The organism is Olivibacter sp. SDN3 (assembly GCF_014334135.1).
GTDB lineage: Bacteria > Bacteroidota > Bacteroidia > Sphingobacteriales > Sphingobacteriaceae > Olivibacter.
This window is the reverse complement of sequence record NZ_CP060497.1, coordinates 1,067,111-1,083,008: the sequence shown is the minus strand read 5'-3', so window position 1 is coordinate 1,083,008 and position 15,898 is coordinate 1,067,111. Positions and strand designations below refer to the sequence as shown.

Genomic DNA, 15,898 nt, shown 5'->3' with positions numbered 1-15,898 from the left:
TATGGTGATTCATAGTGGTAAAAAGTTATTTACCAGCCTATAGTTTCACTGGGTAACAGTTTTAATTTATTGAAAAACAGTGTGTTGTGAATTGTGTTTTAGTTTTTTTAGCTAGTTTGTATAAAATATCTTCGGCTTGCTCTGATGATTCGAGCGTTGAAGAGCAAAAGTTTTTTTGCAGAAAACCCGATCCCCTGGGTGTCAGTAGATCGGGCTCCGAATAAATTATAAGTAACTACAAGTCACTGAAACTTAATAGTTCCATATTTTGAATCTATAGCGATATGATTGCTAGCATCTTTTCCGTAATAGCCGCTATAGCTTTTATGTAATTTGGGCCCACGGCTATCTGGGGCAGGATCTTCTTTGGTGACGATGCATTTACCTGGATTAAAATTACCATAGCTAACATTTACTTGGTAGGTGAAATTAGCGTTCGGATCTATTTTGATGTTACTGGGCGAATAGGCGGCATCCAAATTGAGCTTGTTGATGGCTTTATCTAAACCTACGCTAAAGCCTCCGGAATATTTTACGGATATATCTCCAGAGTTCATGAGTCGGCCCACATTGCTTCCGCCGCAATAACCTATGTTTAGTTTAATATTGTTTGCTTCTCCTAGATCGATACTACCATATTTAAAATCTAGCGCGGCGTCTTTAACTGAAGCTATCTTAGCCGAGCCATAGCTAGAACTTATACTAATATTATTTCCGGATAATTTTCCTGCATTTAAGCTGCCATACGATACATCAACCTTAAGGTTTCCATCCAAATCGGGCAAAACAACGCTTCCGTATTTATTATTAATTGAAAGCTCGTTGCTTTTTGGCAAGTAGATGTTATAATTTATTTCAACGCCCCTATTGCTGCCACTTACCATATTGTTCCACCAACTTGATTTACCCCTGTTGATTTGCGTGTTCAGGGAAATGCTATTCGGTGATTTTGACTCGCTAATCGTTACACTGTTTATAATTTCTTGGGCCTTGCTTCCGGAAGCTTCCACGGCACGGATAGTAATGTCTACTTTAATTTCATTCTTCGACCACGTGTTTACTTGTACTTTTCCATACCTATTATCAATAGTTAATGGGGTGTTCTTTGAGATCATATAAACCTTTTGAATCGTTTTTCTTTCCTCCACGCTATTAGCGTCTGCTTTCAGTTCATACGGCTCGATGTGTTGGAAGGGGCTATTCATCTGATCCCAGTCTATCTCTTGAAATTTATCGGCCAGTTTTTCGGCATGTTCTTCAGATAACCGGGCGATTTTTTCAGCATTTCTAACTAACTCATCTGTATCAATATCTTTTACTTTACGAGCAATACCCTGACCTAATCTTTCCGCGTGTTCCACAATCCCTAATATATGCTTCTCGAAAGCACTGTCATCCCCTCTCCCTTGAGCAGCTGCAGGAAATGAAGCAACTACTAAAGCGCAGATGTAGCAGCATAATATTTTATATGTTCTCATAAGGGGTCTTTTTTTCTTGTTGATGAATATAATTCAAAACCTCGAGCTGCTGATTCAGCACCTCTATCTGCATTTGAAGATTATTAATCATGGCTTCCAATGTTAATTCTTTATTTGGACTTTGCGCAATCTCTTCCTTAAGTTGTTTATAGTTGCTTTGCATTTTGTTAATGACATCCGAAAATTCCTGATAAAGATTGGGATCGTTCGCAGCCATCGCAGATAGCGCATCACGTTTCTCATTCACCAGCGAAGCATACTCTAGCTGTCTCTTCGCCAGGATAGGGTCGATGTTACTATAGTCCTGCTTGTTTGACTGGTTGGTTCTATAAAATAGAATACCAGCAGTACAGACTAATAAGAACATGGCCGCTATGGATATGAATGTACGCTGCTTTAGTGCTTTACTCTTTTTTTTCTGCTGAAAATTTTCCTCCAGCGAACGCTCTATGTTTCCCCAAATGTTTTCCGGCGGAACAGCTTCGTCAAACAGTTTCTTGTTTTCTGAAATGAATTTTTCTATATTTCCTTTCATCACTCCTCCTTTTTATTTACGAGCTCTAGGTTGATTTTGCCTAATTGTACTTTAATATATCCAATAACTTTTTCTTCGCCCGTGAGAATTGGCTACGGGAAGTGTTTTCATTTATTTTAAGGATGTGTGCAATTTCTTCATGGTCATATCCTTCCAATAAATATAAACTTAGTACGACACGGTAGCCATCTGCTAACTGGTTGATTGCTTTACGCACGCGTTCTACCTCAAATTGCGATGAAAATTCTTCTTCTAAATCGTCTGTTGGTATATCGTCTGCGCCACTCAACGATTCGAATTCAACTTTCCTCTTCCTCAATGCGGATAAGGATTTATTCACTACAATTTGCTTCATCCATAAACCAAAGGTACTTTCCTGTCTAAAACTGTCGAGTCTTTTAAACGCATCAATAAAAGCCTCCTGTAAAACATCGGCAGCTTCATCCGCATCGATTACAATACGCAACGCAGTATTATACATCGCTTTAGAATAAAGCTTGTATAATTTGAATTGCGCCTGTCGATTGCCCAGCTTACAATCGGCAATCAGTTGTTCGTGCGGATCGCTGTAAGTAACTTCCAAAATACTCTTTAGTTTCTTTACTAATAGACGCAAGGTTTTTTGAGATGTTGCAAAGAAATGTTTTTTTCAATAATTATTTACTTTTGCTGCGACGATAAGAAACTGGACAGATAATAAAATATTCAATAGGTTGTTTTGCGGGTGCCATGCTGTGTAATCTGTCGCTATTATTTTACCGCAGATAATGAAAGAAACGATGATTGAAATTATATTAAAAAAAGGAAAAGATAAGGCTGCATGGCAAATACATCCTTGGGTGTTTTCTGGTGCTATAGACCAGATAAGCGGTATTCCGGAAAATGGTGATATCGTGATGGTGTTAACAATCAAACGGGAATTTATTGCCTATGGTTGTTATAGCGGCGAATCACGGGTTGCTGTACGCCTACTGGAATGGAGCCCAAACAATGAAATTGATGATGATTGGTGGAGGAAAAGAGTACGGACGGCCGTAGCGGCCCGTGACATGATATTTGCTGATGGTAAAACAAATACAGCACGATTGATATTTAGTGAAGCTGACTTTTTGCCCGGACTGATTGCTGATCGTTTCGGCGATTTTATCTCACTACAGGTGTTAACCGCTGGAATTGAACGGGTAAAAGCGGTAATAGTGGATGAGTTGGGTAGCTTGTTGAAACCTAAAGGTATTTATCAGCGCCACGAAACAACAGCCCGAGCACATGAAGGGCTCGACGTTGAAGGTGGTGTGCTACTTGGAGAACATCCTCCGACATTTGTGGAGGTGTATGAAAATGATATACGGTATAAGATTAATATAGCTGAAGGACAAAAATCGGGCTTTTATTGTGATCAACGTGACAACCGATTGTTAGTGGCCAATTACGTACATAATAAACGGCTATTAGACTGCTTTTGCTACTCGGGTGGATTTAGCTTAAATGCACTTAAAATGGGGGCCGCTGAAGTATATTGTGTTGATAGCTCAGCCTTAGCTATCGAGACACTTAATCAAAATATGCACTTGAATCAATTTGAGCAAAATAAGTATACCGCTTTTCAGGCCGATGTTAATAAACAATTAAAGAAGTTTCGAGATAACGGCGATACTTTTGATATGATTGTTTTAGACCCTCCAAAATATGCACCCACTAGAAGTAGCCTCAATAAGGCGGCCAGAGCTTATAAGGAGCTGAATAGACTGGGGTTGCTCTTGCTGAAAGGTGGTGGGTTACTTGCTACTTTTTCTTGTTCGGGAGCAATGGATATAAATACGTTTAAGCAGATATTGGCTTGGGCAGCGCTGGACGCAGGAAAGGAAATACAATTTATTAGGCAGTTTGCTCAACCAGAAGACCACCCGGTAAGAGCTTCATTTCCTGAAGGAGAATATTTAAAAGGACTGCTATGTAGAGTGATATAAACAGCAGCTAGTGTTTATTCTTTCGTAGGTATTGCAGATAAGCTTTCATATAAAAGAAAGTTTATCTAAGTTTGTGCATGAATAAATTTGCGCTCGCCCTAGCTATCTTATTTTGCTTAAAAGTTACTGCACAAACTCCTGAAAATAGCAAGGAGATATTTAATCTTATCAATCAAGACGTTCTCCATAATACCGAAGCCTATAATAATCTAAAAAATGCAACCGAACAGATCGGTCATCGGCTTACGGGTTCAGAAAATGGTCAAAAGGCCGAGCAGTACGCATATGATTTGCTTCAATCTTACGGTTTAGATGAAGTAACCTTTCAACCTTTTATGGCGGATAGTTGGAGTAGGGAGTCGCTCCGTTTTAAGATTAAAAAAGGGAGTGGTGATTTTGAAGAGATAAAAGCAGTCTCTTTAGCGCACTCTCCTGAAAAAGTAAGTTTAACAGGAGATATAGTTGATATGGGAAGTGGGACGGAAGCAGACTATCTGGCCGATGTGGAGAAAGCAAAAGATAAAATTGTATTAGCCTACCTAGGTGTTTTGCCTGATGCAAAAGAGGGTACGAAAAATCTCCACCGTTCGGAAAAAACGGCCTTGGCTATAAAGTACGGCGCAAAAGGAGTGATTTTATACAATACCGTTCCTGGGGGAGTTTTGTTAACAGGTACAGCCTCTGTAACAGGATCTTTAATACCAATACCGGCCATCTGTATCGGATTGGAAGATGGGCTTGCGCTTAAGGAGAACCTTGTTGGTAAAGATCAGTTAACCGCTGCAATAGATATGACTAATCATGCCGGTAAAATTACTGCAAGGAATGTAGTAGCACGGATAAAAGGAGATGGGTTACCTGACGAGAAAATTGTGATAGGTGGGCATTTGGATAGTTGGGACTTAGCTACGGGTGCAATTGATAATGGGATAGGGTCTTTTGCCGTGATAGATATGGCGCGTACCTTAAAAAAACTTGATGTTAGACCGAAAAGAACAATAGAGTTTGTGTTGTTTATGGGAGAGGAAGAAGGGTTATTGGGATCAAAGGCTTACGTTGAGCGAGCCATTGCTGATAAAAGTATTGATCATATTAAATATATGCTGAACTACGATATGACCAATGACCCGAAAAGCTTTCAGGCTAGTACCGAGGAGAGTAGAGCCCTGTTTGAATCGATCGGCGCAGAGGTGAAATCAATAGATACGACATTTAAAAATAACTTTGAAGCAAGAGCGGGATTGCACAGTGATCATCAGCCCTTTATGCTGGAAGGAATACCTACGGGTGGTGGCGGCGATAGTTATTTAAGTAAAGATGTGCTTAATTGCTATCATGCCGACTGTGATAGTTTCGACCTTGTAGATAAAAACGGAATAAAAAATACGGTAAGGTTTAATGCTATGCTGGCTTTTGGGCTAGCAAATGCCGGGAAGATCACAGCGAAGAAACTATCCGATGAGGAAGTTAAAGATCTTATGATCAAAAATAATCTGGAAGAAGCTTTGCGTATTTCTGGCGATTGGAAGTGGTAGCTTACTTTGCTGCTGTAAATTGATCTTTATTTATATAGTAAAAGTCAAAGATACTTTTTCTTAAAGTCTTCATATGCTAATGTTATACCTTTGGCTAAATCGATGTTATGTTGCCAACCTAAATCACGAAGTTTACTTACATCCATTAATTTACGCGGAGTTCCGTCAGGTTTTGATGTGTCAAAAACTAATTCTCCCTTGAATCCGACAATTTTTTTTATGAGAATTGCCAAATCCTTTATACTGATATCGCTTCCGGTTCCAATATTTATTAAGTGCGCATCGTTATAATGCTCCATTAAAAAAAAACAGGCATCTGCCAGGTCGTCAGCAAACAAAAACTCCCTAAGGGGAAATCCTGAACCCCAGATGGTTACCTTATTAGACCCACTAACTTTTGCTTCATGGAAACGACGTATAAGTGCAGGTAACACGTGCGAGTTCTCTGGGTGGTAATTGTCATTATAACCATAGAGGTTTGTAGGCATGACAGAAATAAAGTTACAACCGTATTGCGCCCGGTAAGCATCACACATTTTAATGCCTGCAATTTTTGCTATAGCGTAAGGCTCATTGGTTTCTTCCAAGGGCCCTGTTAATAAATAATCTTCACGTAATGGCTGGGGAGCTAGTTTGGGATATATACAGCTGGAGCCTAAGAACATGAGTTTTTCTACATTATTTAGAAAAGATTGGTGGATGACGTTGTTTTGGATGGCCAAGTTTTCGTAAAGGAAGTCTGCGCGATAGGTGTTGTTGGCAACAATGCCCCCAACCTTTGCCGCGGCTAGGAAAACGTATTTAGGCTTCTCCTCAGCAAAGAAACCGGCAACGGCGTCCTGATTACGTAGGTCTAACTCTTGCGAGGTTTTTAAAATAAAATTGGAAAAGCCTTCTTTTTTAAGTTTACGATGGATGGCTGACCCTACCATACCTCGATGGCCAGCAATGTATATTTTGTCGTTTTTTTCCACGATTATGATGTTAAAGAATACAAAGATAAAACTATTTTTCCACGATATAACTGTTTTTAAAGGCGATGAAGCTTGCATGAGCTGGAGTATGCATATTCGGCAGCTCATGCAGCTTTCATCTATAGATGAAAGCTCTAGAAGGTAGATGAGAGATCAATAATTGCAAAGCAATCATGAGTTCCCAAGAAAGCAAAGCACCGCGAATAAACCACTTTTTTCATCGGTGTTCATTTCAATTTCGTTCAAGCTGGCTTTGCCGGTATATGCGGGTTTGCATATTGCATATACCTCCGTCATTTAATGACGGAAGCTTGAACGCCAAAAGAAATGGACACTTGTGAAAAAAAGGCATTTTATCTAAGTTTGCCGGGAAATGGGAAAAGATAAATTAAGAAAATTTGCCGAGATTGCAACGTTTGCCAACGTATTACAATTGGATGAAGGAAAGGTAATGAAAGGGGGGTGGGCAAAGAAACATTTTGGAAATGATTGGCCTGTGGTGCTTGAACTTGCGTGTGGCAAAGGAGAATATACGGTAAACCTTGCTAAACTTTTTCCCGAGAAGAATTTTATAGGGATAGACTATAAAGGTAATCGCATTTGGAGAGGAGCTAAAACAGCATTGGAAGAAGGTATTTCGAATGTTGCTTTTTTACGGATACAGATCGAGACGCTGCTCGAGTATTTTGCGTCAGGGGAAATTGACGAAATCTGGATTACTTTTCCTGATCCACAACCACAGTTGAGCAGAGAAAAAAAAAGGCTTACGTCTGATAAGTTTTTGGAAAAATATAACATTGTTCTTAAAGATGGTGGATTTGTTAATCTCAAAACGGATAATGATGGCCTGCACGCTTATACGCACCATAAAATACTAGAATGGAAATTATCTGTTCATAGTAAGACGGAGGACTTGTACCGCTCCGATTTAATCGACGATGTTCTGGCTATCAAAACTTACTATGAAAAGAAATATCTAGCACATGATAAGAACATCAATTACCTGAAGTTTTCTTTTACCGGGCAATAAGTTTACCTTTGTAAGGTCAGATCTTAATTTAAAACAAACATGATGGAAAAGATGAAGTTCTCTACCATGGTATCCCTTTTGCTTTTATTTTGCCTTCCTATGCGCACACGCGCGCAGGATAGTCTGGCAATAATTCCAAAGCCGACACATATTCAAGAAAAGGCGGGCTACTTTAACTACCCTGAACAGGCCGAAGTATATGCAAGTATAGACTTCCACGAGTCTGCAGAACTTTTGCGCGCACATCCCTATATTGATTTCGGAGAAGTGCATAAACTGAAATCCACGAAAAAATTACCTGGTCAAGGTATCTTTTTATTGAAAGCCGATGCTGATGATAACCTGCCCAAAAATGCCTATCGTTTAGTCGTCGATACCGATAAAATAGTTGTTACGGCACATGAGTATCAAGCGCTGTTGTATGGCATTGCAACATTGGAACAAATAGCGCTCACACAATCTAATGGGCGACTAGTACCTGCCGTTTTTATTGAAGATGAACCTCAGTTTACCTATAGAGGGCTGATGTTAGACGTTTCCCGTCATTTCTATCCCCTATCTTTCCTTAAAAGATACATCGATTTAATGGCGCTGTATAAATTGAATACTTTACATTGGCACTTAACAGATGGAGCAGGATGGAGATTGGAAATTAAGAAATTCCCGGAACTCACCAGCAAGGCGGCATGGCGCAGCTACCCATCATGGAAAGATTGGTGGAACAATGGGCGTAAATATCTTGATATGGGAGATCCTAATGCCTATGGAGGCTTTTACACCCAAGAAGAGGCCCGCGAGTTGGTGGCTTATGCTGCTTCAAAGGGCATTAATATTATACCTGAAATAGAAATGCCGGGGCACAGTGAAGAAGTGCTTGCCGTTTATCCAAATCTTTCTTGCTCGGGAGAGCCTTATAAAAACGCTGAATTTTGTATAGGTAACCACGAAACTTTCACTTTCTTAGAAGGTGTGCTTCAGGAGGTGCTTGAAATTTTCCCTTCGACCTATATCCATATTGGTGGAGACGAAGCGGATAAAACAGCGTGGAAAAATTGTGCTAAGTGTCAAAAAGTTATTAAGGAGAATAATCTGGAAAATGAAGAAGAGCTACAAAGTTATGCGATTAAAAAGATAGAAACCTTTTTAAACGATAATGGGAGGAAGCTAATTGGGTGGGATGAGATATTAGAGGGAGGGATAGCTCCCGAGGCTACTGTGATGAGTTGGCGGGGGGAGGAGGCAGGAATTGAAGCGGCTAATGCAGGACATGATGTGATCATGACACCGGGAGGATACTTGTATTTTGATTCCTATCAAACAAACCCTATCGGGCAACCTGAAGCCATAGGTGGGTTCCTACCTATTGAAAAGGTATATAATTATAATCCATTGTCAGCAGCTATAGCAGAAGATAAGCGAGGACATATTTTAGGCGTGCAGGCTAATGTTTGGACGGAATATATATCCACGCAGGAACACGTAGATTACATGGTTTTCCCGAGAGCTTTGGCTTTGGCAGAGGTCGCTTGGACCTCTCCAGATCAAAAAGATTGGCCTGATTTTCAGCACAGGCTGCAGAAACATTATTTGTTAATGCAGCGTTTAGGGATTAATTATTATCGTCCTGCTTACGATGTGCGTATATCAACAAGTTTCGATGCTGAAAATAAAAAGAATATCGTAAGCATAACCTCTGAACAAGACAATCCGGTGATTCGTTATACAACAGACGGAACGGAACCCGACGCCATGTCTACATTGTATGCAGAACCGTTCACTTTGGTTAACACAGCAACAGTCAAAGCCGCGATTTTTAAAGATTCTGTTCGCTTTGGAAACGTGCAAACTTTTACCGCAGACATACACAAGGGTATCGGTAAGAAGATTTTGTACAATAATCCTTGGAATGAAAAATATCCTGCAAAATTTGACTCAACATTGTTAAATGGACAATATGGCGGAGTAAGCTATGGGGATGGGGAGTGGCAGGGTTTTTTGGGTGACTTTGACGTTACCTTGGATTTTGAACGAAGGGAAGAACTTCATCAGGTAAGACTACGCTTTATGCAAATAGCTGGCCCCGGAGTTTACATTCCAAGTAATGTTAAGTTATTAGCTTCGGACGATGGTAAGCACTTTCGCGAACTGCAAACGGTAGTTAATGATGTACCGGTTACTGATTCGTCATTGCGCTTCAAAACGTTTCGTTTTGACCTTAAAGGCCGCGCGGCCCGTTACATCAGAATTATAGGTAAGAACGAGATGAAGGGTTTTCTATTTACGGATGAAATTGTGGTGTATTAGGCTTTGTCTTGGAAAGGCTAGAGGAATTAATTTATGTTAATAGCTCCTTGATATCTTCAGTAGATAACGATTTTACAAAACTTTCTTCCGTAGTAACGAGTTGTTCGGCAATAATTTTTTTCCGATTTTGTAGTGCCAGTATTTTTTCTTCTACAGAGTCTTTTGTGATAAATTTATAAATGAAAACACTCTTAGTTTGACCAATACGGTGAGAGCGATCAATTGCTTGCTGCTCAACGGCAGGATTCCACCAAGGATCTAAAATGAAGACATAATCTGCTTCAATAAGATTGAGACCTACCCCGCCAGCTTTTATGGATATTAAAAAAAGCTTGATGTTGGCATTCTTTCTAAAGTCATTCACAACCTCTTTTCTGTTTTTGGTAGCTCCATCAAGATAGGCGTACTGAATTTTCTTTTTATTGAAATATTTACGATAGATGTCGAGTTGTTTAACAAATTGTGAAAAAATTAAAACTTTATGACCCCTTGATAATATGTTCTCCAATGTATGGATTACATTTTCGAATTTACCTGATTCACCACTATAATGCTCGTCTATCATAAGCGGATGATTAGCTAATTGCCTCAGTTTGCTCAGGCCCTGTAATACCTGTATTTGTGATTTAACCACCAATTCGTCGATTGATTGCTCCAATAATATATTTCTATATTCCGACTTGACCTTTTCATAGTATTCCGTTTGCTCATCAGTCATTTTACAATAGAAAATATGCTCAGTTTTTGGAGGTAATTCAGTAGCGACCTGATTTTTCGTACGCCTTAAGACAAAGGGTTTGATAAGCGCTTGAAGCCTTCTTGCTTTCTCCTCGTCTTTCTTTTTTTCTATTGGAATGACGAACTCACTTTGGAAATGGGAGTGCCCCCCAAGTAAACCAGGGTTTAGGAATGACATTTGTGACCATAGATCGCCCACTGAATTTTCTACAGGTGTTCCGCTTAATATTAATCGATTTTTGCTGTTTAGCTGCCGCACTGCTTTGAATGACTTCGAACTGGGGTTTTTAATGTTTTGGCTTTCATCTAAAATGACGTAATGAAAGTAAAATTCTTGTAATAACGATTCGTCGATTCGGGTAATTCCATAAGTAGTGAAAATGATGTCGAAAGGAGCAAAGGTACTAGCTGTTTTTACTCTATTTGGGCCTGTATGTATCAATATTTTTAGATCTGGTGTGAATTTTTCAGCTTCACTCAACCAGTTGTAAATAAGTGATGTAGGCATGATTATTAACGATGTTTTATGATTGCCTGCTGTAAGGTGCTCTTCTTTTTCCTTTTGTAGCAGGGCAAGTGTTTGAATCGTTTTACCCAGACCCATATCGTCGGCTAAACACCCCCCAAAATGATAACTTTTTAGAAAATGAAACCAGTTATATCCTGCTTTTTGGTAGCTCCTCAGGTTTCCCTTAAAGTACTCTGGAACACTTACGTCTTGGATACTTTCAAAATCATGCAAGCGTTGTAATTTGCGTTCCATAGCTAGTCCGTTGATAGGATGCTCGTTTAAGTCGCTAATAAGGCCTATGTGATGCTTCTGTAACTGGATTTTACTTTTACTGACCGAAAAATGGAAAAAATTGCTAAACTGCGAAAACCAGGCCTCAGGGATGATCGCTACCTCTCCCGATGGTAAAAGATACTCCCTCTTTTGGCGTAATATATGATCTCTAAGGTGTGTGAAAGGAATCTCAAAGGAGCCGAAACGAACAATTGCATTTACGTCAAACCAGTCATTCTTTTCATCGATCTCTAAGTCTATTTTAGTATTACCCAAAAGGAATTTTTTAGGGTTGTCATCTTTTTGTTCTATATGGTATCCCTTCGTTTTTAGTAGGGAGTGGTTGACATTTATCCAGTTAATCAATAAATGTGTCTTAGATGGTTCCTGAGAACTTTTAGTCGGTTTAACATTTAAATTATTGAACAAAGGATCAACCTTATATAGGCCAAGATCAAGTAGGTCTTGTAAGTGTTTCTCCTCCCATCTGAGTGAACGTTTGATGCGATGGAAGATATACAGATCTTCAGATGCTTTATATTCCATACGAACAGTAACTTTATGGTCACTTCCTGCATCGAAGACGTAAGGACCATATTTAAACTGTAGCTGGGCAAAAGAGTCGCCAAGTGGGGTGGTTACCAGTTTCAAGATAGGGGAGGCCTCATGTTGATATGTTTTAATTTCAAAGCCTTCTGCATAAACGTGATGTTTAGTTACCAACAGACGCACAAACCTGTCGAAGTAATTATATTCTGTATTTCTGGGGATACTGATGTAACGTTTATTTAAAAATGGAGAAAGCTTTTTGCCATCTAATGCTTGATCAAAAAAGTATAACGTATTTTCCAAAAGAAGCCAGGCTGGCTCATTGCTCACTACTTGCGCATTTTTAAACATAAACTCGATGCGCATACCCTTAAATTTAATTGTTGGGAAGTAACGTGTCTCTTCTTCGTTACGGCGGAAATGAAATAAAACCGAAGCAGGCTCATCCGCAATTGTCAATGTTCTTTCGACAGGCCAGCCTTCTTTACTCATGAGATATAACGGCTTCTGTTTAATGAGTGTCAAAACATCAGACAGCTTTCTGTCAATTTTAGGTCGTATATAGTCGAATAGCTTCTTATCGAATACCTTACTAAAGAATTCTCTTGGACGGATCGTTTTTTTATGCATCTTTTTTATCAGCTCAGATTGTTCCAATTCATCTAAAAGACGGATGATTTTGCGATCGCTTTCGTCTATCGCTGCGGCATACTCTTCCGCAGTATTGGTGAAAATACGCTGATAGGTGAGAGAAAATTCACCATTTGGATTCATCTGTACAATGTGAGGTTCGATTAAATACCCCAAAAATTCATGCTGGCAAAGAGAATAAACTAATGTATATGGTTTTTGCGTATCTATCCTTAACATCTGAACAATTAAAAAAGCATTAAATATAAAGAATTTTAGTGATATATTGCATTATATTGATCAACAACAACAAAATGAAACTTAAATCGCTGATTATTTGCTTGGTTATTTGGCTGAACCTACCTGCACAGCAAAAAGAGAATCCCGATTACCAGGAAGTACTAGTGGATCTTCACAATGATGTTCTCTCCGAAACGATTATGAGGGGGAAAGATATTGCTAAACGATTAACAACAGGACATACTGATATTCCGAGATTGAAGGAGGGAGGGGTGAATGTTCAGTTCTTCTCTGTTTGGTGCGATGGCGAGAAAGCCCAACCTTTTCGGTATGCAAATCGGCAGATTGATGCGTTGTATAATGTTGTTAAGGAGAATGGCGATTATATTATGTTGGCACATAATGCCCAGGACATAGAAAATGGATTGCGACAGCATAAAATAGTAGCTATGATTGGCGTTGAAGGTGGGCATATGATAGAAAATCGTATAGACTATATTGATAGTTTATACCAACGAGGGGTACGTTACCTAACGCTTACTTGGAATAATAGTACAGATTGGGCTTCATCCGCGATCGACGAAAGTAACAAAAAAGCAAAGCAAAAAGGCTTAAACGATTTTGGAAGAAAAGTAATCAGGCATATGAATACATTGGGAATGATTGTTGATTTATCACATGTTGGAGAGCAGACATTTTATGATGCGCTGGAGATAACAACCAAACCTGTTTTTGTTTCGCATAGCGACGTATATGCAATAAACCCGCATTATAGAAATGTAAAGGATGGTCAAATTAGGGCTATTGCAAAAAATGGCGGTGTGATCGGCGTAAATTTTTATGCCGACTTTCTGGATCCGAGCTACCGGAGAAAACTTTCCGTACTTTATAGCAAGTACGTTTCGGAAACGGATAGCGTTAATAGGCCCATCGATGAAAAATATAGATTATTACCTGCCGAAGCTAAACAGCACTTGAGACCCCCTTTATCTTTATTGGTTGATCATATTGATTATCTAGTAAAACTAGTTGGGATTGACCATGTAGCGATAGGTGCAGACTTCGACGGAATGAGCATTACGCCACTGGAATTAGACGATGTGTCTTCTTACCCGAATTTAGTACGGGCGTTAAGGCAGTGTGGCTATAGCAGGCAAGATGTTCGTAAAGTGTTAGGTGAAAATGTGTTACGAGTGATAAAGGCACAGGAGCAATAATTTATTTTAAGTGTCTTTGGACTGATCGTTATTGTCACGCCTTCCGGGCTTAAAGCGAGGTTTGAATCCGAGGGGTTTGGGCGTTGGTTCTTTTGTTGCTTCCGATGTACCTTCTGTTTTATTTTCCTGGGTTTTCGTTTCTTCACTTTTCTGAGCCTCGCTGTCTTCAGGTGTTTTGGATTTACCGGTTACACCGGGCTTAAAGCGAGGTTTGAATCCGAGGGGTTTGGGCGTTGGTTCTTTTGTTGCTTCCGATGTACCTTCTGTTTTATTTTCCTGGGTTTTCGTTTCTTCACTTTTCTGAGCCTCGCTGTCTTCAGGTGTTTTGGATTTACCGGTTACACCGGGCTTAAAGCGGGGTTTGAATCCGAGGGGTTTGGGCGTTGGTTCTTTTGTTGCTTCCGATGTACCTTCTGTTTTATTTTCCTGGGTTTTCGTTTCTTCACTTTTCTGAGCCTCGCTGTCTTCAGGTGTTTTGGACTTACCGGTTACACCGGGCTTAAAGCGAGGTTTGAATCCGAGGGGTTTGGGCGTTGGTTCTTTTGTTGCTTCCGATGTACCTTCTGTTTTATTTTCCTGGGTTTTCGTTTCTTCACTTTTCTGAGCCTCGCTGTCTTCAGGTGTTTTGGACTTACCGGTTACACCGGGCTTAAAACGAGGTTTGAATCCGAGGGGTTTGGGCGTTGGTTCTTTTGTTGCTTCCGATGTACCTTCTGTTTTATTTTCCTGGATTTTCGTTTCTTCACTTTTCTGAGCCTCGCTGTCTTCAGGTGTTTTGGACTTACCGGTTACACTGGGCTTAAAACGAGGTTTGAATCCGCTGGGTTTAACTGCTTGCGGAGCTTCTTTTGAAGCAATAATTTTATTTTCATCAAGGGGTGATGTCTTAGAGGTAGTGGGTTTAGAGTCTTCTAAAACATCTTTTAAAAGAAAATTTTTTCTAAGGCGATTGAACCAATATTTCTTCGTATGATCAAAACTTCTTTCACCCATTTGCTCAAAATGGCTTCTAAATTCCTGATATAAAAGAGGTTCTACTTTTTTCAAAAGATGTAGATCTATTTTCTTTTTTACGAAGAATTCTTCAAATGTCATGAGCGAAAATCAAGTTCCCTAATATACAAAGGATTTCGATAATGAAGCATAAACCATATACAACAACAAATACTCGGCTGTGTGACGATTACTTTAAACCATATTGTGATAAACAGCCTGCACATCATCATCCTCCTCAATTTTATCTATGAGTTTCAGCACTTCGGCCGAGGCTTCTTCCGAAACTTCAGTTGTCGATAAATTAATTCTTTCTAATTTAGCACTTTTAACTTCTATGCCTTTTTGTTCAAGAAGTTTCTGCATGTTTCCAAAGTCTTCAAAGGAAGTTTGCACGACTACAACGTCATTTTCCTCTTCGTCGGCTTCCACATATAATTCTTCTAAACCACCATCAATTAATTCAAGCTCAAGCTCCTCAATATCTAAATCTTCGGTTGCGGTGAAACGGAAAATCGATTTGCGTTGAAAAATGAAATCTAGGGAGCCTGTTTTTCCTAAAGATCCCCCAGCTTTTGTAAAATAACTTCTAATGTTTGCCACTGTTCTGTTGGTGTTATCCGTCGCGGTTTCAATCAAGATAGGGACTCCGTGTGGCCCATATCCTTCATACACATGTTCTTCATAACCTTTTGCATCTTTTTCCGAAGCTCGTTTTATAGCCGCCTCTATACGGTCTTTAGGCATGTTGACCGCTTTCGCGTTCTGAATAGCAGTACGTAAACGGGAGTTAGATTCTGGGTGTGGACCGCTTTCTTTTACTGCAATAGCAATTTCTTTCCCTAAACGGGTGAACTGAACAGCCATTTTGGCCCAACGTTTAAATTTTCGTTCTTTTCTAAACTCAAAAGCTCTTCCCATAGA

Annotated in this window: 12 protein-coding genes; 5 read left to right on the top strand and 7 right to left on the bottom strand. The window is 39.6% G+C overall.

Annotation, left to right across the window (positions count from 1 at the left end):
- Positions 1–242: 242 nt before the first annotated feature.
- Genes H8S90_RS04360 through H8S90_RS04350 form a run of 3 tightly spaced genes read right to left on the bottom strand, consistent with a single transcriptional unit; the run spans position 243 to position 2,596 of the window.
- Complete coding sequence (locus H8S90_RS04360; RefSeq protein WP_187341366.1) at positions 243–1,478, bottom strand: hypothetical protein; 1,236 nt, start codon at positions 1,476–1,478, stop codon at positions 243–245.
- Entirely contained in the window at positions 1,465–2,013 is a 549-nt protein-coding gene (locus H8S90_RS04355) for a hypothetical protein (protein WP_187341365.1), read from the bottom strand. The genes H8S90_RS04360 and H8S90_RS04355 overlap by 14 nt, the downstream gene beginning before the upstream one ends.
- Positions 2,014–2,053: 40 nt before the next feature.
- Entirely contained in the window at positions 2,054–2,596 is a 543-nt protein-coding gene (locus H8S90_RS04350) for an RNA polymerase sigma factor (RefSeq protein ID WP_187342920.1), read from the bottom strand.
- 196 nt (positions 2,597–2,792) lie between these two features.
- Between H8S90_RS04350 and H8S90_RS04345 the strand changes: the two genes are divergently transcribed.
- Both H8S90_RS04345 and H8S90_RS04340 read left to right on the top strand, forming a co-directional pair.
- Entirely contained in the window at positions 2,793–3,980 is a 1,188-nt protein-coding gene (locus H8S90_RS04345; protein ID WP_187342919.1) for a class I SAM-dependent rRNA methyltransferase, read from the top strand.
- Between the two features lie 77 nt (positions 3,981–4,057).
- Positions 4,058–5,515, top strand: a complete 1,458-nt coding sequence (locus tag H8S90_RS04340; protein ID WP_187341364.1) for a M20/M25/M40 family metallo-hydrolase — start codon at positions 4,058–4,060, stop codon at positions 5,513–5,515.
- A gap of 44 nt (positions 5,516–5,559) precedes the next feature.
- On the opposite strand, the gene H8S90_RS04335 is transcribed toward H8S90_RS04340, so the two are convergent.
- Positions 5,560–6,489, bottom strand: a complete 930-nt coding sequence (locus H8S90_RS04335) for a GDP-L-fucose synthase (protein ID WP_255501809.1) — start codon at positions 6,487–6,489, stop codon at positions 5,560–5,562.
- 373 nt (positions 6,490–6,862) lie between these two features.
- On the opposite strand from H8S90_RS04335, the gene trmB reads away from it, so the two are divergent.
- Both trmB and H8S90_RS04325 read left to right on the top strand, forming a co-directional pair.
- Entirely contained in the window at positions 6,863–7,519 is a 657-nt protein-coding gene (gene trmB / locus H8S90_RS04330) for a tRNA (guanosine(46)-N7)-methyltransferase TrmB (protein WP_187341363.1), read from the top strand.
- Between the two features lie 39 nt (positions 7,520–7,558).
- Positions 7,559–9,823, top strand: a complete 2,265-nt coding sequence (locus H8S90_RS04325; RefSeq protein ID WP_255501808.1) for a family 20 glycosylhydrolase — start codon at positions 7,559–7,561, stop codon at positions 9,821–9,823.
- A gap of 31 nt (positions 9,824–9,854) precedes the next feature.
- Here the strand turns inward: H8S90_RS04325 and H8S90_RS04320 are convergent, their stop codons facing one another.
- The gene (locus tag H8S90_RS04320) at positions 9,855–12,764 is read right to left on the bottom strand and encodes a DEAD/DEAH box helicase (RefSeq protein ID WP_187341362.1); all 2,910 of its coding nucleotides are present in this window, start codon (positions 12,762–12,764) and stop codon (positions 9,855–9,857) included.
- Between the two features lie 74 nt (positions 12,765–12,838).
- On the opposite strand from H8S90_RS04320, the gene H8S90_RS04315 reads away from it, so the two are divergent.
- Positions 12,839–13,981 (top strand): dipeptidase, encoded by a 1,143-nt coding sequence (locus H8S90_RS04315; RefSeq protein WP_187341361.1) that lies wholly within the window; start codon positions 12,839–12,841, stop codon positions 13,979–13,981.
- A 6-nt stretch (positions 13,982–13,987) separates the two neighbouring features.
- Here the strand turns inward: H8S90_RS04315 and H8S90_RS04310 are convergent, their stop codons facing one another.
- Complete coding sequence (locus tag H8S90_RS04310) at positions 13,988–15,076, bottom strand: hypothetical protein (RefSeq protein WP_187341360.1); 1,089 nt, start codon at positions 15,074–15,076, stop codon at positions 13,988–13,990.
- A gap of 93 nt (positions 15,077–15,169) precedes the next feature.
- Positions 15,170–15,895, bottom strand: a complete 726-nt coding sequence (locus tag H8S90_RS04305; RefSeq protein WP_187341359.1) for a YebC/PmpR family DNA-binding transcriptional regulator — start codon at positions 15,893–15,895, stop codon at positions 15,170–15,172.
- Between the last annotated feature and the right edge of the window lie 3 nt (positions 15,896–15,898).